Source organism: Actinomyces respiraculi, from assembly GCF_014595995.2.
GTDB lineage: Bacteria > Actinomycetota > Actinomycetes > Actinomycetales > Actinomycetaceae > Actinomyces > Actinomyces respiraculi.
Genome location: NZ_CP063989.1, coordinates 562729 through 582950, shown reverse-complemented (window position 1 = coordinate 582950; position 20222 = coordinate 562729). Strand labels below are relative to the sequence as shown.

16 protein-coding genes are annotated in these 20222 nt (G+C 72.0%); 9 read left to right on the top strand and 7 right to left on the bottom strand.

What is annotated here, in order from left to right; translation table 11 throughout:
• Nucleotides 1-33: 33 nt before the first annotated feature.
• The 3 genes from ID810_RS02400 to ID810_RS02390 are packed head-to-tail and all read right to left on the bottom strand — an operon-like array spanning nucleotide 34 to nucleotide 5701.
• A complete protein-coding gene (locus ID810_RS02400; RefSeq protein WP_166856201.1) occupies nucleotides 34-1548 on the bottom strand; it encodes a DUF5719 family protein in 1515 nt (504 codons plus the stop codon).
• A complete protein-coding gene (locus ID810_RS02395) occupies nucleotides 1545-5420 on the bottom strand; it encodes a glycosyltransferase (RefSeq protein ID WP_166856203.1) in 3876 nt (1291 codons plus the stop codon). Before ID810_RS02395 ends, ID810_RS02400 begins: the two co-directional genes overlap by 4 nt.
• A 26-nt stretch (nucleotides 5421-5446) precedes the next feature.
• Entirely contained in the window at nucleotides 5447-5701 is a 255-nt protein-coding gene (locus tag ID810_RS02390; RefSeq protein ID WP_279586936.1) for a WhiB family transcriptional regulator, read from the bottom strand.
• A gap of 268 nt (nucleotides 5702-5969) precedes the next feature.
• Between ID810_RS02390 and ID810_RS02385 the strand changes: the two genes are divergently transcribed.
• Nucleotides 5970-6710: a TIGR03089 family protein gene (locus ID810_RS02385; RefSeq protein WP_166856208.1), complete on the top strand. Its 741-nt coding sequence runs from the start codon at nucleotides 5970-5972 to the stop codon at nucleotides 6708-6710.
• Here the strand turns inward: ID810_RS02385 and manA are convergent.
• Nucleotides 6688-7878: a mannose-6-phosphate isomerase, class I gene (manA, locus tag ID810_RS02380; RefSeq protein WP_166856210.1), complete on the bottom strand. Its 1191-nt coding sequence runs from the start codon at nucleotides 7876-7878 to the stop codon at nucleotides 6688-6690. The genes ID810_RS02385 and manA overlap by 23 nt on opposite strands.
• Before the next feature lie 179 nt (nucleotides 7879-8057).
• Between manA and rfbA the strand changes: the two genes are divergently transcribed.
• From rfbA to ID810_RS02340, 8 genes are all read left to right on the top strand, one after another.
• Complete coding sequence (rfbA, locus tag ID810_RS02375; protein WP_166856213.1) at nucleotides 8058-8930, top strand: glucose-1-phosphate thymidylyltransferase RfbA; 873 nt, start codon at nucleotides 8058-8060, stop codon at nucleotides 8928-8930.
• A 181-nt stretch (nucleotides 8931-9111) separates the two neighbouring features.
• On the top strand, nucleotides 9112-10404 hold the full coding sequence (locus ID810_RS02370) for an ATP-binding protein (RefSeq protein WP_235931557.1): 1293 nt from the start codon (nucleotides 9112-9114) through the stop codon (nucleotides 10402-10404).
• A gap of 121 nt (nucleotides 10405-10525) precedes the next feature.
• The gene (locus tag ID810_RS02365) at nucleotides 10526-12310 is read left to right on the top strand and encodes a phosphotransferase (RefSeq protein ID WP_166856217.1); all 1785 of its coding nucleotides are present in this window, start codon (nucleotides 10526-10528) and stop codon (nucleotides 12308-12310) included.
• A 6-nt stretch (nucleotides 12311-12316) separates the two neighbouring features.
• Nucleotides 12317-13300: a DMT family transporter gene (locus ID810_RS02360; protein WP_166856219.1), complete on the top strand. Its 984-nt coding sequence runs from the start codon at nucleotides 12317-12319 to the stop codon at nucleotides 13298-13300.
• Nucleotides 13301-13357: 57 nt separating this feature from the next.
• Nucleotides 13358-14230, top strand: coding sequence for a LicD family protein (locus ID810_RS02355; protein ID WP_166856220.1), 873 nt, complete (start codon nucleotides 13358-13360; stop codon nucleotides 14228-14230).
• A gap of 15 nt (nucleotides 14231-14245) precedes the next feature.
• Entirely contained in the window at nucleotides 14246-15112 is an 867-nt protein-coding gene (locus tag ID810_RS02350; RefSeq protein ID WP_166856222.1) for a LicD family protein, read from the top strand.
• 4 nt (nucleotides 15113-15116) lie between these two features.
• Nucleotides 15117-16394 (top strand): lipopolysaccharide biosynthesis protein, encoded by a 1278-nt coding sequence (locus tag ID810_RS02345; RefSeq protein ID WP_188232560.1) that lies wholly within the window; start codon nucleotides 15117-15119, stop codon nucleotides 16392-16394.
• A gap of 26 nt (nucleotides 16395-16420) precedes the next feature.
• On the top strand, nucleotides 16421-17530 hold the full coding sequence (locus tag ID810_RS02340) for a glycosyltransferase family 4 protein (protein WP_166856224.1): 1110 nt from the start codon (nucleotides 16421-16423) through the stop codon (nucleotides 17528-17530).
• A 29-nt stretch (nucleotides 17531-17559) separates the two neighbouring features.
• On the opposite strand, the gene ID810_RS02335 is transcribed toward ID810_RS02340, so the two are convergent.
• Genes ID810_RS02335 through ID810_RS02325 form a run of 3 tightly spaced genes read right to left on the bottom strand, consistent with a single transcriptional unit; the run spans nucleotide 17560 to nucleotide 20158 of the window.
• The gene (locus ID810_RS02335; protein ID WP_166856226.1) at nucleotides 17560-17955 is read right to left on the bottom strand and encodes a DUF2304 domain-containing protein; all 396 of its coding nucleotides are present in this window, start codon (nucleotides 17953-17955) and stop codon (nucleotides 17560-17562) included.
• Nucleotides 17952-18692, bottom strand: coding sequence for a glycosyltransferase family 2 protein (locus ID810_RS02330; protein ID WP_166856228.1), 741 nt, complete (start codon nucleotides 18690-18692; stop codon nucleotides 17952-17954). The genes ID810_RS02335 and ID810_RS02330 overlap by 4 nt, the downstream gene beginning before the upstream one ends.
• Nucleotides 18689-20158: a DUF2142 domain-containing protein gene (locus ID810_RS02325; protein ID WP_235931558.1), complete on the bottom strand. Its 1470-nt coding sequence runs from the start codon at nucleotides 20156-20158 to the stop codon at nucleotides 18689-18691. The genes ID810_RS02330 and ID810_RS02325 overlap by 4 nt, the downstream gene beginning before the upstream one ends.
• Nucleotides 20159-20222: the final 64 nt, after the last annotated feature.

The following is a 20222-nucleotide window of genomic DNA, read 5'->3' as shown; positions in this document are numbered from 1 at the left end:
GGGCCGGAGCCGATCAGGCCCGGCGCCACGCGCTCACCGCAGGAGCACCTGCCGGGCGGAGGCACGTGAGGCCTCGGTCACCGGGGTGAGCACCCCGATGAGCGTGCCCGCGGCCTCGCCCTCGACCTGGGTGGTGGTGACGAGGGCGGTGACGACCTCGGTGCCCTCCGGGGCGCTCAGGCCGATGACGCTCAGGGCGTCCGCCGTCTCACCGAGCTCGGAGACGGGCAGCGAGAGCGTCGAGGAGCCGGGGATGCTCACCTCGCGCAGGATGGTGCCGTCGTCGGAGGTCAGGGTGACGGTGGCGGGGGCGGGCGCGGTGTTGGTGAGCACGAGCTGGCTGGTCAGCGCCTGCCCATGGGGCAGGGCGAGGGTGCCGGCGCGCGTGGCGGCCCCGGTCTGCGCCTGGATCCAGGCGACGTCGTGGACCAGGGATCCGGAGCGGGCGGGGTACTCACCGGCGCTGCGCACGAGGCGCACCGCCCCGGTCACGGGGGCATCGGAGCGCATCCTCACCCCGTAGTCGCCGGGCGCCAGGCCCGTGAGGGCGACGTCGAACACGGCCCCGGGGTCGACGACGAGGGCCGTGGCACCGCGCAGGGGCTCCTCACCGTCGGCGCCCAGGGTGCTGACGGAGACGGTCGCGGGGCTCTCGCCGGGGTTGACGATGCGCAGGACGGGGGCGTCGGAGGCGGTGGCACCCGTGCTCTCGTCGGCCACCTGCCCCTGCTCTGCCGGGGCGACGAGGGCCACGCCCGGGATGGTGAGGTCGGTGGCGGGGGCGGCGCCGGAGGTCAGGACATCGACCCCGCCGGCGGTCTCTCCGTCCAGGGTCTCGGTCACGAGCACGGGCACGAGGAGGCCGCCGTCGGCCTCGACGAACACGGCCAAGCGCCCCTGCCCCGGGGCGGCCGCCTCGAGCAGGACGCTGACGGTCTCGCCCGCGGGCACGGCCACATGGTTGGCGGTGGTGGTGGCGACCGGACCGGTCGGCCCGTACAGGGAGATGGCGGCGGTGACGGTCGTCGTGCCGGGGTTGGTCAGGCGCAGCTCGCTGGAGGTGCCGGGGGCGCCCGAGCCGCCGACGATCCAGGCGGTGGCCTGGGGTGGCACGCAGGCGGCGGTGGTCAGGCCGCGCAGGTCGCCGTCGGCGGTGAGGGTGGTGACGGCACCGGCAACGGACACGGCGTCCTGGCCGCGCGGCCGGGCGATGAGGACGCCGCCGTCGGCGGCGTCCAGCACGGTGGTCGAGGGCGCGAGGCGCTCGCCGTTCCAGGTGACGGTGGCCGCGGGGTCGAGGGGGGTGAGTGCGGTCGTCGAGGTCGTCCGCCCGAGCTCGACGGCGCCGATGGTGTCCGCGGGAGCGGCGGGGCAGACGTAGACGGTGTCGGCGGCCGGGGCGGCCTGGGAGTCCGCCAGGACCTGGCTCATGGGCAGGGTCGGGGTGACGGTGCCCCACCAGGCGAGCGCGCCGGTGGCTGCGGCGAGAGCGAGTCCCAGGGTGAGGGCAGCGGTGCGGCGCAGCAGGGCGCGGGCGGTGGTGCTCATGTGGGGATCCTCCTGCGGCGCACGGGTAGGGCCGCGAGCGCGGTGAGCGCCCACACGGCGAGCAGAGCGGGTCTGAGGACGCGGGCGGGGCCGGAGGCGTGCCGGACGACGAGCTCGCCGGAGGCGCCGGCGGGCAGGGTGAAGGCCTGGTTCCAGCCGGTGTCGTCGGTGGCGGCCAGGGGCGCGCCGTTGAGCGTGGCGCTCCAGCCGGTGTCCGAGCGCTCGGCCAGGACGAGGGTGCGCTCGCTGGTGGCGGCGGAGACCTGGGTGCGCACGGTGCCGGCCGCGGAGGGCAGGACCTCGTTCGTGCCATCGGCGCTGCGCAGGAACACGGCCCCGACCTGGGCGGCGCCCGTGGGGCCGACCCTCCAGGAGGTGCCGACAGCCGTCGTGGCCAGGGGCTCGAGGCCGGGGGTGGCGTCGAGGCCGGCGCGGGCGGTGGCGGTCGTCTCGTCCCCCGGCATGTCGGTGAGCAGGACGACGGCGATGCCGTGCGAGGCCAGGACGTCGGCGACCTCACGGTCCTGTCCGGAGACGGCGCGGGCGACGGCTGCGAGGAGGTCGGCGTCGGCGGTGTCGGTGTGGCTGCCGGTGATCGTCGCCTCGGGCAGGTCCTCCGCAGGGGCGACCGGGCGGGTCTCGAGCTGCGCCCAACCGTCGGCGCGTGCGTGCAGCTGTGCCAGGAGGACGTCGGGGGCGGTGTCGGTGTAGGCGGTGCCGTCGCCGTGCCACAGGCTCGCACGCAGGCCCTCGTCGGTGGAGGTCAGGACCAGGACGCGGCCGGCGGTGTCGGAGGCGGTGATCTCGGCGGCGATGACGGGCACCTGCCGCCAGGAGGGCGTCAGCGCCATGACGAGCTCGGCCCGCCCGGCGGCGGAGGCCTGTTGGGCGGCCAGGGCCCAGGAGCCGCCGACGATGACCGGGACGAGGAGCGCGGCGGCGCTCGCGGTCGCCAGGGCGAGGTGGTGCCACCCGAAGGCGTGGTGGAGGAGCCGGGTGCGGACGGCGTCGGCCCCGGCCAGGGCGGAGGCGAGCAGGCCCGCGGTCATGAGGCTCAGGCCGGTGCCTGCCCAGCCTGCGACGAGGACGGAGCCGGTGGCGTCCACCTGGGTGCCCACGGCGGTGACGGTGCGGGCGGCGACGAGGGCGAGGGCGAGGCCCGCGGCGGAGGCGAGCAGGCCCGCCCGCGCCCGGTGCCCGCGGGCACCGCCGGCGAGCGTCCCCAGCAGCGCGCCCAGCGGGAGGAGGGCGAGTGCGGCGACGACGATCGCGGTGACAGTGTCGTGGACCGGGAACCCGGTGAGGGTGGCGAGGAGGGGGCTCAGGCGCACCGGGACGCCGAGGAGCATCTCGAGGCCGCCGGCGGCGGGGACGGCGACGGGCTGTCCCCAGTCGGTGAGCAGGTAGCGCAGGCCCTCGCGCCAGGCCTCCGGGCCGCCGTCCTGTAGGGCGAGCTCCGCGGCGCGCCACAGGAGGGGTGCGGCGGTCGCCGTGACGGGCAGGAGGGTGAGCAGCAGGCGGGCGCGTGAGCCCCGGCTCAAGGCGGTCAGCAGGACGAGGCCCGGCAGGACGACGAGGGCCGTGGAGGGGACGGCGGCCACGACGAGGCTGAGCAGGAGGCCCGCGGCCGCGGCGGCGGCGGGCGATCCGGGCCCGTAGGCCTCGGTGGCGGCGGCTCGGGCGGCCGCGGCGCGGGCGCCTCGCACGGGGGCGGGGGGTACGGGGGCGTCCTGCGGCTCGGGCGCGGCCGGCGAGTCCTCATCGTCGGCCTGAGCTGCGAGATCCTCCTGTGCCCCGTTCTCCGGCCCGTTTGGTGCGGTGTGCTCGAGGTCGGCGAGCTCGGCGAGGGAGCCGACGGTCTCGGAGGCGAAGCGGTCGAGCTCGGCCTTCTCCTGCTCGGAGACGTGGTGGGCACCGACGAGGCCGGACAGGACGACGTCGCGGCGGTCGGCCCCGACCGCGCGCGACAGGGCGGTCAGTGCCCAGGGCAGGACCAGGTGCACGAGGACCGGGCCGAGGCGCCCCTGCCCGACGGCGAGCAGGAGGGCGGGGGCGAGCGCCCACGCGAGCGCCGCCCAGGCCCGCAGGCTCGTGCGCCGGGTGACGGTGCCGGCCGCGAACCAGGCACCCGCGGCGGCCAGGGGCGGCGCCAGGACGAGCAGGACGTGGACGAGGGCGTCGCCGTCGAGGCCCACCCAGGAGCCGGCCAGCAGGGGCGGGACGAGGACGGCGAGGAAGGGCGAGGCCCCGGTGCGGTAGCCGTCGCCGGCGGCGGCCCAGGTGCTCCAGGCCGCCTCCCAGGTCTGCTGCCACCCGCCGAGGGAGGCCAGCGCCCCGCCGGTGACGGCGCGGGTGACGAGCACGCCCGAGGTGCCCACGAGGGCGAGGGCGGTGACGAGGAGCAGGCTCAGCCCCAGGGCGTGGCGCCGGCGGCGGGCGAGGGCGGCGAGCTCGCGCAGCTCGAGCTCTGAGGGGGCGGCGGCGCGGGCCTCGCGCTCGCGCTCCTGGCGACGCAGGTCACGGCGGGCGGCGCGGATCTCGGAGGCCGGCAGGTAGAGCTGGGCGAGGACGTCGCGGCGCGCGGTGGTCAGGGCGGCGAGGCGCCGGCGGTCCCGGCGCACCCGTGCGGCGTCTCGCAGGCAGCGGCCGGCGGCGGCCAGCTCGTCGCGGGCCAGGGCCGGGGACTTGGCCACCAGACGCCACAGGGCGCGCGCGCCGGCCAGGACGCAGAACCAGGCGAGCAGGAGGGGCAGCGGTGCGGGCGAGGCGGTGGCCCAGGAGCGCAGCTGGGCGGCGCGGCGGGCACGGAAGGAGCGATCGGTGTCCGGCCGGGGCTCGTCGGCAGGAGGCGCCGAGGCGGCGGGGCGCTCGCGCGGGGAGGCGGTGCGCGCGCTCTGGGCGGGGACGCCTGGGCCGCGCAGCCCGAGGTAGGCGGCCCGGCGGTGGCTCAGGCGCGCCGTCGGGACGACGATGACCCGGTGGCCTTGCAGGCGCAGGGCGCGCGACAGGGCCAGGGAGTCGCCGAAGGCGTCGACGTCGGCGGTCACACCGCTGCCGCAGGCGGCGACGGTGTCCCAGGCGGTGCGTGCCACGAGGGCGCCGGCGGTGCCGACGGCGAGGACGTCACTGCGGTCGTCGTGCTGGCCCTGGTCCACCTCGCCGTCGACGATGTCGTTGGCGCGGCGGGCGGAGGCGGTGGTGCGCAGCCCGACCTCGAGGAGGGTGTCCGGGTCCTCCCAGCCGACCTGCTTGGGGCCGGCGAGGGCGACGGAGCGGGCGTCCTGGGCGGCGGACAGGAGCTCGGCCAGGCAGTGGGGGGCGGGGGCGGAGTCGTCGTGGAGGAGCCAGAGCCACTCGTCACGGCCGGTGGCGGCGGCCTCGTCGCGGGTGATGGGTGAGCGGGCGCCGTCGGGGCCGGTGAGGGGGGCGTCCTCGCCGAGGGCGTCGGTCAGCGCGCGCGAGCGGCCGGCGGCGAGGCTGGAGGTCGAGCGGGTGACGGACAGGGACCCGGTGGGGGAGGAGGTGGAGCGGCGGCGGTTGCCGACGGCGATGAGCTCGCCGTAGCGGGCCAGCCCGGCGCGCACGGCGGCGAGGAAGGTGGGGGCCTCGGCGGCGCGCACGATGCGCACGTCGCTGACGGCGTCGAGACCGGACAGGTCGACGGCGTCCTCGATGGGGGTGCCGTCGCCCAGGCCGTTGGCTCGTGAGGCGACGTCGATGACGAGGACGACGTCGGGGATGCGACTCTGGGAGGCGACGGCTGTGAGGGTCCGGCCCAGGTATGGCGTGACCCCCGCTGAGACGATGACGGCCAGGGTCCGTGTGCCAGGGTCGGCTGCGCTGCGGGCGGCCCCCGCTGACAGAGTGGTCACTGCTCCTGCGCTCAGGGCGGTGCGGGTCAGACGGCGCGGCGCTTGAGCTTGCGGCGCTCGCGTTCGGACAGGCCGCCCCAGATGCCGAAGCGCTCGTCGTGGGCGAGGGCGTACTCGAGACACTCTTCGCGGACCTCGCAAGTGGAGCACACGCGCTTGGCCTCGCGGGTCGATCCGCCCTTCTCGGGGAAGAAGGCCTCGGGGTCGGTCTGGGCGCACAGCGCGCGCTCCTGCCATGCCAGGGGGCCGTCGTCGGCGTCGTCACCGCCGAAGAGGAGGATGAGCGCCTCGTCGTCGGCCTCGTCGGTCCGCTGGAGCGGACCGTCTCCGAGGATGTTCCACACGATGGCGTCCCTTCGTCTGACAGGTACTACTAGTCAAAGTTACACGGGTGTCACTCGGGTGCGTCAAGCGGAGGCACGATTACTCACCTGTTTGTGACCAGCCGCTCGTGCCTCGGCTGGCCCGACGGGCCTGCGGGAGAGAGCATACGGGCTCGCGTCGTCGGCGCAAGGACCCCGCGGGCACGCCCTCTGGTTGAATCCCCGCATGACCGGTGCGCGTCCCTCCTCACCCGACCCGTTGCTCGGGATCCTTCCCGGCCCCGGCGACTCCGACCGGCCCTGGCTCGTGTGGTACTCCCCTGATGAGCGCGTCGAGCTCACCGGGCATGTGCTCGGCATGTGGGCGGCCAAGTGCGCCGGACTGCTCAGCGCCGAGGCCGACGTCGGCCCGCAGGTCCACATCGCCCTGCCCGTGGGCTGGCGGGCGCTCACCTGGTGCCTGGGGACGTGGCTGGCGGGTGGCACCGCGCTGGTCGGCGAGGCGCACGCCCTGCCGGCCGCGCAGGTCTCGGTCGCGTCGGCACCGTCGTTGCTGTCCCCCGACACCGAGGTGCAGGTGCTCGTGCCCGGCGCCTCCCTGGCGATCCGTTACGACGGCGAGCTGCCGCCGCTCGTGCTCGACGGCGTCGCCGACGTCATGACCTACGCGGACCATTTCGCCGCCCTTCCCGTCGGCCCGGATGCTCCGGCGCTCGTGGCCGACGACGGCACCCGGCTGGGGCGAGGCTCCCTGGCCGCGGCGGCGCAACAGGCCACAGCCGCGGCGGGCGGAGCCGTGCTCGTGCACGGCGACACGGGGCCGGGAGCGGTGGCCCGCAGCGTCGTCGGAATTCTGTCCGCCTGGGCGGGCGGGGCGACGGCGGTGTTGGTCGACGCCGCCTGCCCGGCGGATCGTACGGCGCTGGCCGTGCGTCAGGAGGGGATCACGGCACGTCGGCCTGGATGACGGTCCCGGCGCCCGCGACGGTGAGCGTGCGCTCGTGAGCCCCGACGAAGACGGCTTCGCCGCGACGCAGGGTCTCACTGCCCTCAGGCGTCGTGATGACCACGTCGCCGTCGGTGGCCAGCAGGATGCGCGGGCCGTGGCCGACGACGGCCAGGCGCCCGTCCTCGGGGACGACCGTGGTCACCAGCAGCTCGAAGTCATCCACGGGGGCGTAGTAGGCGCGCGTGGCGCGTGAGAGGTACTCGGGTGCCGGACGCACCGGCGGTGCGGCGACGTAGTCGACGCAGGCGAGCATCTGGGGGACGTCGATGTGCTTGTTCGTCAGGCCCGCGCGCAGGACGTTGTCCGAGGAGGCCATGACCTCCACGCCCAGGCCGCTGATGTAGGCGTGGACCGAGCCCGCGGGGACGAACAGGGCCTCACCGGGCTGGAGGGTCACCGGGTTGAGCAGGAGGGAGGCGGCGATGCCCGGGTCGGCGGGGAAGGAGCGGGCCATCTCCAGGGCGTTGGCGTCCACGCGGGGCGAGGGCGACAGCCCGGCCGCGTGCCGGGCGGCGATCTCCTTGACGAGCTCGCCGAGCTCCTCGGGGGTGGGGCGCGTGTCGGCGGAGACGATGTCGCTGAAGGCCTGGCGGATGCCGTAGCGGGTGGGGTTCAGGCGCAGGGTGCGGCGCATGCGGCGGGCGACCGGGGACTCCAGGCCCGCCAGGACCTCCCAGGCGCGGCGCGGGGCCCTGAATCCCGTGACCGCCTCGAAGCGGGTGAGGGCCAGGACCATCTCGGGCTTGTGGTTGGAGTCCTTGTAGGAACGTGCCGGGGAGGCGAGGGGGACGCCGCGCTCGCTCTCGAGCTCGAAGCCCTCTGCGGCCTGTGCGAGCGAGGGGTGGACCTGGAGGGACAGGACCTTGGCGGGGGCGATGACTTTGAGCAGGAAGGGCAGGTGGGTGCCGAAGCGGCGCACGACGTCCTCGCCCAGGACCCGGCCGGGGGCGGAGTCGACGAGTGAGGCGAGGGTCGGGCCGGAAGCGAGGCGGGTGGGGCCGGCCGGGTGGGCGCCGTACCACAGCTCCGCCCAGGGCTCGCCGTCGGGATCGATGCCGAGGAACTCGGGCACGGCCGTGGTGGAGCCCCAGTCGTAGGTCTGTCGCGCGGGTACGAGGCGTTCCATACGCCGAACCGTAGCCTGCCTGTGGCCCTCGCCCGGGCGCCGGGGGCGTGGGGACGGCGGGGCTGGCGGCAGGATGACCAGTGGACGCCCGGCACCTGCTCGTGAACCGCCGTCGTCGTGAGCGCGCCACGCGCCCGATTCCTCCCACACCCGAAGGGCTCTTCGGGGACACTGTGCTCATGCGTGGCATCATCCTGGCCGGAGGCTCCGGCACCCGTCTGAACCCGATCACCCTGGGCACCTCCAAGCAGCTCGTGCCCGTGTACGACAAGCCGATGGTCTACTACCCGCTGAGCACGCTCATGCTCGCGGGCATCCAGGACGTCCTGGTCATCACGACCCCTCACGACGCGGCGAGCTTCCACCGCCTGCTGGGCGACGGCTCGCAGCTGGGCGTCAACCTGTCCTACACGGTCCAGGAGGTCCCCAACGGCCTGGCGCAGGCTTTCGTGCTAGGCGCGGACTTCGTGGGCAATGAGCCCGCCGCCCTGGTGCTGGGTGACAACATCTTCTACGGCCCCGGCATGGGCACCCAGCTGCGCCGCCACACCAACCCCGACGGCGGCGTGGTCTACGCCTACCAGGTGGCGGACCCGACCGCTTACGGCGTTGTCGAGTTCGACGCCGACCGCAAGGCCGTGTCCATCGAGGAGAAGCCCGCGCACCCGAAGTCCGACTACGCCGTGCCCGGCCTGTACTTCTACGACAACGACGTCGTGGAGATCGCGCGCAGCCTCCGGCCCTCGGCGCGCGGGGAGTACGAAATCACGGACGTCAACCGCACCTACCTCGAGGCCGGACGCCTGACCGTCGAGGTCCTGCCCCGCGGCACCGCCTGGCTCGACACCGGCACCTTCGACTCGCTGGCGGACGCCACGGCCTTCATCCGCACCATCCAGCACCGTCAGGGTCTCAACATCGGCTGCCCCGAGGAGATCGCCTGGCGCATGGGCTTCATCGACGACGACGGCCTGCGCGAGCGGGCCGAACCGCTGGTGAAGTCCGGCTACGGCCAGTACCTGCTCGACATCCTCGCGCGCGAGCGGCGCTGAGGGCACGGCGTCCGGACGACGGCGGACCGCGCCCTCGCACGCCCCGCCGTCGCCGACGCGGAGCACCGGACTCGAGCGGACCGGCTTCCGGCAGGATGACCGGCAGAAGTTCGGCAGGATGTACAGTAGAGTCTCGGCAGGACGACCGGTAGAAGGTGTCGCGAGCGAGAGGCGAACATCCGTGCTGACAGACCCCCCGTCCAGCCGTAAGCCAGCGGACAAGTCGAGCGGCTACCTCACGCGCTACGTCGACATCGAGCTCAAGGAGATCCTCACTCACCTGCCCGCGGCGGCGATCGACGGCGCGAAAGGGGTCGGCAAGACGGAGACGGCCTCACGTCACGTCGACCGCGTCCTGCGCCTCGACGCCCCCGACACGCACGACATCGTCGCCATGGACACGCGATCCCAGCTGCTCAGCGCCTCACGCCTGTGCGTCGACGAGTGGCAGAAGTACCCACCGGTATGGGACGCCGTACGCCGCCTCGTTGACGAGCACACCCCCACCCGGTTCGTCCTCACGGGCAGCGCCAGTCCGACGACGTCCTCAGACACCCACTCGGGCGCGGGCAGGATCATCTCCTTGCGCATGCGCCCGCTCAGCCTGGCCGAGCGCGCCGACACCTCGCCGTCGATCAGCCTCGCGGACCTCTTCACCGGAACCGCCACGATCTCCGGCACCTGCTCGCTGAGCGCCGCCGACTACGCCCGACACATCTGCGCAAGCGGTTTTCCGGCGATCACCTCGCTGGCGCCGCGGTGGCGGCGCACCGCCCTCGAGGGGTACGTCATGCGGATCATCGACCACGACATACCCGAGCTGGGGACGACCGTGCGCCATCCCGCGGCCATGAGGTCGTGGATGCGCGCCTACGCCGCCGCCTCGTCGACAACGGCGACCTACTCGACGATCCTTGACGCCGCGACCCCCTCACAGACGGACAAGCCGAGCCGCTCCACGACCAACGCCTACCGCGAGCTGCTCTCCGCGCTGTGGGTCCTCGACCCCGTCCCAGCGTGGCTCCCGGCCTTCACACCCCTCACCAGGCTCACGAAGGGCGACAAGCACCAGCTGTGCGATCCCGGTCTAGCGGCGTACCTGGTCGGAGCGAGCGAGGACGTCCTCCTCAGCGGCAGGGCGGGGACCGCAGAGGTGTTCGGTCGGCTCTTCGAGTCTCTCGCCACGTTGAGCCTTCGCGCCGCGGCCCCGTCCTGTGAGGCGCAGGTGTTCCACCTGCGCACGCGCGGCGGCGAGCACGAGGTCGACCTCATCGTGGAGCGCTACGACGGTCAGGTCATCGCCTGCGAGGTGAAGCTCGCACACACGGTCGACGACCGCGATGTCCGCCACCTGAACTGGCTCAAGGAGGAACTCGGCGACCGCCTCGTCGATCGGGTGGTGATCACGCCGGGCCCCGGCGCCTACCGGCGCCCGGACGGGGTGGCCGTCATCCCCCTGGGCATGCTGGCGTAGCGCTCGCGCGCCCCGCCGTCGTTGTGCGGTGCGACACGTGAGGGCACCGCGTGTTCAACTTGGTGTAACCTCAGGCTGTTTTCGAACACTACGTGGTTCTGCCCACCCGAACGGAGTCCGCATGGCAGCCCCCCTCACCGAGCCCCAGTTCCACATCCTCAACGCGATGCGCGCCGCGACCGGACCGCTGACCCAGCGCGATCTCGCTCAGGCCACCGGCCTGTCCCTGGGTACGGTCAACACCCACGTGCGCAGGATCGAGACCACGGGACTGATCGCCGACCGCTCCCTGACCCCCGCCGGCCTGGAGGCCCTGACCCCCTACAAGGTCGACAACGCGGTCATCATGGCCGCCGGCCTGTCCAGCCGCTTCGCCCCGATCTCCTACGAGCGCCCCAAGGGGACCCTGCGCGTGCGCGGCGAGGTCCTCATCGAACGCCAGATCGAGCAGCTGCACGCCGCGGGTATCACCGACGTCACCGTCGTCGTCGGATACAAGAAGGAGTACTTCTTCTACCTCATCGAGAAGTACGGGGTGGACATCGTCGTCAACCGCGAGTACGCCTCGCGTAACAACAACGGCTCCCTGTGGCTCGTGCGCGACCGGCTCGCCAACACCTACGTGTGCTCCTCGGACGACTACTTCACCACCAACCCCTTTGAGCCCTACGTGTACCAGGCCTACTACTCGGCCCAGTACATCGCCGGCCCCACCGAGGAGTGGTGCATCCAGACCGGCCCCGCAGGCCGCATCACCGGTGCCACCGTCGGCGGCGCCGACACCTTGGTCATGCTCGGCCACGTCTACTTCGACCGCGCCTTCTCCACCCGCTTCAACCAGGTGCTCGAAAAGGTCTATCACCGTCCCGAGACCATCCCGCTGCTGTGGGAGTCGATCTACCTCGACCACGTCAAGGAGCTCGACATGGTGGTGCGCCCCTACCCCGAGGGCGTCATCAACGAGTTCGACTCCCTCGACGAGCTGCGCGCCTTCGACCCCGGCTTCATGGAGAACCTCGACTCGGAGGTCTTCACGCACATCGCCCTGACCCTCGGCTGCGACCCGAACGACGTCAGCGACTTCTACCCGCTCAAGCAGGGCATCACCAACCTGTCCTGCCACTTCAGCGTCGGCGACGACGAGTACGTCTACCGCCACCCGGGCGCAGGCACGGAGAAGATGGTGGACCGCCACGCCGAGTTCGAGGCACTGACCCTGGCCCGTGACGCGGGCGTGGACCGCACGTTCGTCGACGGCGACGTCGACAAGGGGTGGAAGATCTCCCGCTTCGTGCCGGGCTCGCGCAACCTTGACGTCACGATCCCCGACGAGCTGCGCAAGGCGATGCGCCTGAGCCGTCACCTGCACGACGCCGGGGCCGAGATGACCCGGTCCTTCGACTTCGTCGAGGAGGGGCTGCGCTACGAGGCCCTGCTCTCCGACCACGGCCCGATCGAAGTGCCCGGATACCACGAGCTGCGCGAGAAGGTCCTGCGTCTGAAGGCACACGCCGACGCCGACGGCTTCCCCCGGGTCCCCAGCCACAACGACTTCTTCCCCCCGAACTTCCTCGTCGCCCAGGACGGACACATCGACCTCATCGACTGGGAGTACGCCGGCATGTCCGACGTCGCCGCCGACTTCGGCACGATGGTCGTGTGCACCGCCGAAATGGACGAGGCGCTCGCCGAGCAGGCGCTGGAGTACTACTTCAAGCGCGTGCCGACCGCCGTCGAGCGCCGCCACTTCTGGGCTTACGTCGTCCTCGCCGGCTGGTGCTGGTACGTGTGGGCCCTGCTCAAGGAGGCCGAGGGCGACGACGTCGGCGAGTGGCTTCTCACCTACTACCGCTACGCCGTCGACGACATCGACACCCTGCTTGCACAGTACGAGAACGAGGACTGAACCCCCATGCGCTACGGCATCTTCTCCGGGGCCCTGTGGGGCCTTGACACCGTCATCCTGGGCATCGCCGTCCTCCTGGCGCCCTACCTGGGCGCCTCCGAGGCTCCGCTCGCCTCCGCCCTCCTGCACGACCTCGCATGTGCCCTCGTCCTGCTCATCTACATGGGCATCCGTGGCCGCCTGGGTGACACGCTCGCCGCGCTGCGCACCCGCTCGGGCCGCGCCGTCATGGGAGCCGCACTGCTGGGCGGTCCCGTGGGGATGACCGGCTACCTCATCGCCATCAACAACATCGGCCCGGGCTACACGGCGATCATCTCCACCTTCTACCCGGCCGTCGGCACGCTCCTGGCCTTCGTGCTGCTGGGTGAGCGGATGCGCCCACGCCAGGTCCTCGCCCTGCTCGGGGCTCTGGGGGCCATCATCATGATCGGCTGGGGGACGACCGGCGCCGTTGAGGGCGGCTCCGCGGTGGTCGGCGTGCTCGCGGCCCTGGCCTGCGTCATCGGCTGGGGCTCGGAGGCCGTCATCCTCGCCTGGGGCATGCGCGAGGACACGGTCGACAACGAGACCGCCCTGCACATCCGGCAGACCACCTCCGCCACCGCCTACCTGCTCGTCGTGGCCCCGCTCGCCGGCGTCCTCGGCTTCACCGGGAGGGCGGTGCTGACGCCCGCCACCGGGCTCGTGGTACTGGCCGCCCTGGCGGGCACCGCCTCCTACCTCTTCTACTACAAGGCGATCAGCACGATCGGCGCCTCGCGCGGCATGGCCCTCAACATCTCCTACTCGGCCTGGGCGGTGCTCTTCGCCCTCGTCCTGCAGGGCACGGTCCCCACCCCCCTGCAGGTCGTGGGCTGCCTCGTCGTCCTGGTCGGCACCATCCTGGCGGCGACCGCCGACTGGAGCGACCTCGTACTGCTGCGCCGCACGCCGCCCGACGGGGCGGGGGCGCAGCCAACCTCGGTCGGAACCGCCGACGCGCTGTGAGACGATGGCGGCTGCGTCGGCGAGGCCGGCGCAGCCGCCTGCCGAGGGGAACGACGAATGACGCCTGACGCCACTGCCGACCAGCAGATGCTCGACCGGATACACGTCCTGCTCACCCGCATCCTGGCCGAGTTCGACCGGGTGTGCCGCGAGCTGGGCATCGAGTACGCCGTCTACGGCGGCACGGCCATCGGCGCGGTGCGCCACCAGGGCTTCATCCCCTGGGACGACGACGCCGACGTCCTTCTGACGCGCACCGACTACGAGCGCTTCCTGCTCGAGGCACCGGCGCTGCTGGGCGAGGAGTACGACCTGCACAACACCCGCACGGTGGCGCACTTCCCCTTCATGTTTACCAAGATGGTTCTCAAGGGCACGCTCCTCGTGCCGGAGTTCGCCAAGGGCTCGCGCTACCGGATGCCGATGTTCCTCGACATCCTGCCCGTCGATGCGATCCCCGACGACGAGGCCGCCTTCCGCTCGATGAGCCGCCGCTCGTGGCTGTGGGGCCGTCTCCTGTTCCTCCAGGGCACCCCCCGCCCCTACCTCGTGGGGATCGACGGGGTCGCCCGCGCGGCGATCTACACGGCGACGACGGCCGCCCACTGGGCGATGCGCCTGGCCCACGTCACGCCGCGCTTCCTCCAATCCCGCTGGGAGCGCACCGTGCGCCGCTACGAGGACCCCCGGGCGGAGCGGATGGCCGACTTCACCATGCGCGACCCCCACAACTGGGTGGTCACCCGCAGCGAGCTCTTCCCCACCCGCGACGTCCCCTTCGAGGACATCACGGTCATGCTGCCGCGCGAGTACGACGTGCTGCTCACGCGCGGCTACGGCAGCTACATGGAGCTGCCGCCGCCGGACAAGCGCCGCAACCACAAGCCCTTCCTCGTGGACTTCGGCCCCTACGAGACCACGCTCCCCTGACCGCAGGAACTTGCCATGGCCTTCACCCCCTACAAGGACCCCGCTCTTCTACGCGCCGTGCAGCGCGCCACGACCGTCGTGCTGGCGGAGCTGCACCGGGTGTGCGAGCAGCTGGGGCTGTCCTACGTCGTCTACGGCGGCACGGCCATCGGCGCGGTGCGCCACCAGGGCTTCATCCCCTGGGACGACGACGCCGACGTGTGCATGCCGCGCGCGGACTACGAGCGTCTTCTGCGCGAGGCGCCCGAGCACCTGGGCGAGGACTTCGTCCTGCTCGATCCTCGTACGAGCCCGGACTACCCCACGCCCTTCGCCGTGCTGGGACTCAGGGGCACCGAGTTCATCTCCGAGGCCGCCAAGGACCGCACGTTCCGCATGCCCATCGGCGTCGACGTCTTCCCCCTGGACGTCATGCCCACGGCGATGAGCGCCTACCGCCGCCAGAACCGTCGCACGTGGCTGTGGGGGCGCCTGCTCTTCCTGCGGGGGACGCCGCGGCCGTCGGTGTCCCTACCCGCACCCGTGGGTCAGCTGGCAGGCGCCGTCATGCACACCGTCCACTGGGGGCTGCGGGCCGCCCGGGTGAGCCCGCGAGCCCTCCAGAGCCGGTGGGAGCGCGCCGCCCGCAGCCACGAGGGCGAGGACTCCCCCCTGCTGGGTGACTACGCGACCCGCGACCCGCGACGCTGGTCGGTGCGCTACGACGAGCTCTTCCCAGCCGTCGACGGGCCCTTCGAGGACATCACGGTGAAGATTCCCCGCCGTTACGACGCGGTCCTGACCCGCGGGTACGGCGACTACATGACCCTTCCCCCGGTCGAGGAGCGGGAGAACCACCAGCCCCACCACGTGGACTTCGGTCCGCACGACGTCAGGGCCTGAGCGCGTGGCCTCGAGCGAGGGCTCCCAGCTGCGCCGGGACTACGTGTGGAATGCCGCCGCGTCCCTGGCCGCCTCGGTCTTCGTCGTCCTGACGACGGCGGTCGTCAGCCACGTCATCGACATCCAGGCGGTGGGGATCTACGCCCTGGCCATCGCCAACGGCCAGTTGTTCCAGACCCTGGGCATGTACGAGGTGCGCACGTACCACGTCACCGACGTGCGCCGACGTTTCTCCTTCGGCACCTACCTGGCCGCCCGGATCGTCACCGTCGTGCTCATGATCGCCGCCATCGTCGTGCACGCACTCGTCACCGGTAACAGCGCCTCGGCCGCCATCCTCATGATCCTCATCGCCTCTGTGCGCGTCTTCGACGCCTTCGAGGACGTCTTCTACAGCGAGTTCCAGCGGGCCGGACGCCTCGACCTGGGTGGGCGCGCCTGTTTCGTGCGCACCATGGCGACGATGATCGTCTTCTGCCTCATGGTCGTGCTCACGGGCCACCTGCTCGTCTCCACGGTCACGACCCTGGTCGCGTCACTGGTGGTCATGGTGCTCGCCTACGTCCCACCGGCCCGGTCCCTGTACTCGCTGCGACCGTCGTGGGACGCCCGCGCAGTCCTGCAGCTGCTCGCCGAGTGCCTGCCTCTGTTCCTGGCTTCCTTCCTCAACATGTTCATCTTCACCGCCCCGCGCTGGGCGATCGATACCTCCATGGGCGAGGCCGCCGAGGTGGCGCAGGGATACTTCACCGTCATCTTCATGCCGGCGTCGGCCATCAACCTCCTGTCCCTCCTGGTGTTCCGCCCGCTGCTGACGCCCATGGCGACCCGCTGGGCCGCGGGCGACGACGAGGGTTTCCTCACGGCGATCCGCCGAGGCCTGGTGACTACGTTCCTGGCCTCGTTGGTGGTCGCGGCCGCCGCCTACGTCGCAGGCCCGCCCGTCCTGGATCTCGTGTACTCCACGGACGTGTCGGGGCTGCGGCTCGAGCTCATGGTGCTCATCGCCGGTGGCGCGCTCAACGCGGGCGGGGTCATCCTCTACTACGCGCTGAGCACCATGCGCCTTCAGAGGCTCGTCCTCGTCGGCTACGTCGTCGGCGCGGTCGCGGCTGGGGTGCTGTGCCGGATCCTCGTGCCCCCGCTGGGGCTGCTGGGGGCCGCGACGGCCTTCACCGGGTCCATGGCCGTCCTCGCCCTGTGCTTCGCTGCGGGTATCGTCGTCTCGCACGCTACCGCCCGGGACCGGGACCCGCGGGCGACGACGTCGCACGAGCACTGAGCAGCCACCGGGAGGAGCAGCACGCCATGAGGATCGCGATCATCTCGAACAACTACCCCCCGCGCATGGGCGGCCTCGAGCAGCACGCCGCCAACCTCGCCCGCTCCCTGACCGACCTGGGTCACCGGGTCCACGTCCTCACCATCGCCCCCGAGCCGGGCTCGCGCGACGACGACGGCGTGCGCGTGCTCACCGGACGCTCCCACCTGCCCGTCGCCGATGTCATCAGCTTCCCCAGCGTCGGCGCCACCCGCGCCCTCACGCGCTATCTGCGCCGCCAGCGCATCGACGTCGTGTCCACCCACACCCGTTTCTTCCCCATGAGCCTCGTCGGGCTGCTCGCCGCCCACCGGGCCGACCTGCCGGTGATCCACACCGAGCACGGCAGTGGTTTCGTCGCAAGCCCCTCCCCCGTCATCTCGCTGGGCTCGAGGATCGTGGACCTCACGGCCGGACGCTACGTCCTCTCACACGCTCAGAAGGTCCTCGGAGTCTCCCCCGAGGCTGCCGACTTCGCGACCAGGCTCGGGGCGCGCGAGGCCGAGGTGTTCTACAACGCCATCACCCCGCCTCCTGCCGGGCCCACAACGGACCGCCCGGGGCATCTCGTCTTCGTCGGCCGGATGGTGGCGGGCAAGGGGTGGGACACCTTCCTCGAGGCCCTGGCCCGGTTGCGTGCCGACGGCCTCGCCGTGGATGGCGAGGTGCTGGGCGATGGGGCCGAGCTCGCGCTCGCACGCGAGAGAGCCACACAGCTCAGGCTCGACGAGGTCGTCGCGATTCGCGGCCGGGTGCCCCAGCACGAGGTCCAGGCCGCGTTGCGCGGCGCGACCCTCGTCAACCCCACGGTGCTGTCCGAGGGCTTCCAGACGACACTACTGGAGTCGATCGCGGTCCAGGGGCGCGTCGTCACCTTCGTCGTCCCCGGAGCCCAGTTGCTCAGGGAGCAGGGTGCCCCTGTCACCGTGTGCGATGAGCGGAGCACCGAAAGCCTCGTGCGCTCGCTGCGCACGGTGCTGGAGCACCCCGCCCCGGCCGCCCCGCCGGAGCTCATCACCCCGTGGACCTGGCCGGTGCGTGCCCAGCAATACGCGCAGATCGCTGAGCAGGCCGTGCGCGACTGGCACCGGCGCTGACATGAGCCCTACACAAGCGTGGGCTCGCCTCACTCGGAGGGCGGGTCCTCACGCTGCTGCTGTGCCCCCAGCACCTGCATCTCGGAGCGAAGCGCATCCACCTCGGCGCGCAGGAGCGCGATCTCCTCCGCGAGCCGCCGCCGGTCCTCCGAGGACCGTGACAGGTCGACGCTGAAGCGCAGCGAGAGCAGCAGCAGGATGATAGCGCCGACGAAGAAGCCGAGGTTGAGGGGCACCTGAACCCCCAACACCGTCGAGACGGCCTTGAGAGCCCCCGGGATGACGGAGAAGACGACGCTGCCGATCGCGATGACGATCCACCAGGTCGCATACTCCTCCTTCATCCCGGAGTTGCGCATCTTGAGAAACACCGAGACCAGGACGATGAGGCCGAAGAGCAGACCAAGAACGTAGGTCGAGTTCATGCCATCTCCTCGCTGGAAGAGGCCGGCGCGGTGCGTGGGCGGGTGAGCGCGATGCCCAGTGCCATGAAGGCACGCAGGAGAAACTTCGCGGCCTTGAACGGGTTGTGGGAGGGGGCGCCACCGGCACGGGGCCTCATCTCGACGGGCACCTGGACGACCTTCAGCCCGCCGCGGGCAGCGATGACGAGGGCCTCGACCGTGTCGCCGAGGTACTCGGCGGGGAACTCACGTGCGAAGAGCGCGATGGCGCGCCGACTCGTGAGCTTGAAGCCCGAGGTCGTGTCGCTCAGGCGGGTGCGGCACACGCGCGACAGGACAACGGACAGAACGGCCATCGCCCAGCGACGCGGCCCGTGCACCTCGTAGTCACCCTTGCCGGCGAAGCGCGCCCCGATGACGACGTCGGCGTCCTGCTGGCGGGCGGCGGCGAGCAGCGAGGCGATCTCGGCAGGATCGTGCTGCCCGTCGGCGTCGACCTGGACGGCGTAGTCGTAGTCGTGGCGCAGCGCGTAGAGGTAGCCGGCCCGCATGGCACCACCGACGCCGAGGTTGACGGGCAGATCGAGGACGGTGGCACCGGCGTCGCGGGCAATGCGGGCAGTGGCGTCGGTGGACCCGTCTGAGATGACGACGACGTCGACCCCCTGCCCGACGACGCTCATGATCTCCGCCAGCACGCCGGAGATGACCTGCTCCTCGTTCCAGGCGGGGATGAGGACGAGCAGAGAGGGGGTCATACGTCCTCCTCACGGCGGCAGGCGCAGCGGTCCTCGACCGAGCGCAGCACCGCGACGGTGAGGGCGAGGAAGGCGCAGGAGGTGACGGCCCATACGGTCATGGGGGTCACCGGCACGTCCCACCACCACTGCGGTGCGGCGTCGAGGTTGAGGACCCAGTCGGGCGTCACGCCGACGACAAAACGCATGAGAACCGTGTGGTGGGAGAGCACGTGACACCCGACGACGCTCAGACCCAGCCAGGTCGTCTGCGCGCGCGTGAGGCGCAGCGGCTCATCCTCGTCAACCGTCAGCAGGAGGAAGAGGAGGGGGGCGAACAGCGGCAGCACGTAACGCGCCTGATAGGCCTCGAGCTCGCGGAAGACGCCGGCGGCGTAGAAGACGGCCGGCAGGCCGACGATCGCGCCGAGCATGACGCCCACACCCAGCCACTTGCGCCACGAGCCCGAGGTCACGGCCAACAGGATGACGCCGCCCGCGGCGAGGATGGCGAGGATGTAGGGGGCGCGCGCCCACAGCGGCACATCGCCCCAGCCGGGTGCCCAACCCAGGCCCCAGAACCCGCCGACGTACTTCGGCGCCGTCTCGATACCGACGATGAGGCGGTGCAGGAAGCCGCCCTCGGGCCCGGTGGAGCCGACCCCAGGAATGGCGTCAGTGTGACCGGAGACGACCATGGCCCGCACGCCGAGGAAGCCGAGGACGGCGGTGAGGACCATCTCGGGCCACAGGGCGCGTCGCCATCTCACCGCGACAAGCAACGCCACCCCGACGACGAAGAGGTAGAAGGAGGCGTCGTAGCGGCTGGCAAGGGACATGAGAGCGCCAGCGACGGCGCAGGCGATGAGTCCGGCGCGCCGGCGCCCCTCGGATGTCGTCGCCAGGTACATGCCCGTCGCGTAAACGAGGACCCCGGTGATGGCCCATGAGGAGGGGTTGTTGGACGAGATGAAGTAAACCCCGATGGGGCTCCAGGTGATCAGCAGCGCCAGGCCCAGGCGGTGGCGCTGCACGGGGCGCGCCAGGAGGAGCAGGGCGGTGACGAGGCCGACGCACAGGGCGACGTTGAGCCCGCGCATGAGCAGGGCGGAGGTCTGGACGTCCTGACCGATGAGCAGGTGGTGCACGCGGTAGAAGCCGGTGGGGTAGTTGCCGTCGTCGTAGCGGGTGGACCACACGAGGTCGTCATCGCGGTAGCCCATGGCGCAGCCGGCCGAGTTCGTCTTAAAGGCGAAGCACCGCATCGAGCTGTCGGCGACGGCCCGGGGCACCTTGACCACCGGGGCGCCGTCGACGACCGAGGTCTCGCACGACTGTCCCACGGGCCGCGGGCACCAGATGCTCCCCAGGTGGTAGTCGTCGTCGGGAGAGGAGGCCAATGGCGACGAGACGCTCCATCCGATGCCGACGACCAGCGCCAGAACGACGAGAAGACCGCCGACCCAGCCCCGAGTCGGGATCCTCATCCTCCGGGCGCTTAACACACTGCGGCGCCCAGTCTCATCATGCTCCACGTGCTCCTCGTTTCGA